A 642-nucleotide genomic window follows, 5' to 3' on the forward strand; every position below is an offset into this window, starting at 1 on the left:
TACGGCGCACTCGCATTCGCTACCGCTTTATTCACATCTCCACTGATAAGCCCTTGAATCAAAGCGGTGCCTGACTCGACTATACGGCGATTATCCCCTCCGACACCCCATTCAGATTTGTTAACTTGAGCTTGAATAGCATCTTCTCTTTCCTTGCCACTCAACTCAGGGTGCTCTCTATCTACATCCTTCGTAGCTTTAATCGTCTCATTCGTCACCGCAATATCAGTAATCTGCTTACCTAATTCGCCCACTAACTGCGTTTTTTCTATCCGTTTTTGCTCTTTTTCTTTGTCAAAAATGGTGTTCAGCTTCTCATGGGCATTATCTGTATCACGGCTTAACTCGTTGATATCTTGTTTCTGATTATCCTTATCTCGAATTGTAATCTCGCCTTCTGACACCGCTGAGTGTGTCGTATTGCTGTCTTTCCCTTTGTTATTCACATTAGTCAGCAAGGAGCCTGCGGCATTACCCGCAAGCTGGTCTGCAAATGGAGAGCCCCCTGTGCTAAAGCCGCCACTTTGGCTATCCACCTTGTATTCAGCTTTATTTTTGATATCCCCAAAGCCCAGCGTGCCCGTATCCAACTTGTTCTTTTCAGCGTCCGCAGTGCTGCTAATCACCGCCCCATCGAGTTGC

Annotated in this window: 1 protein-coding gene; it reads right to left on the reverse strand. The window is 46.6% G+C overall.

Annotated elements, in window-relative coordinates:
- On the reverse strand, positions 1-642 hold a 642-nt coding region (locus G6Q48_RS21975; protein ID WP_166268416.1), incomplete at both ends, for a hypothetical protein.

This window comes from Providencia sp. M-27, assembly GCF_011077905.1.
GTDB lineage: Bacteria > Pseudomonadota > Gammaproteobacteria > Enterobacterales > Enterobacteriaceae > Providencia > Providencia huaxiensis.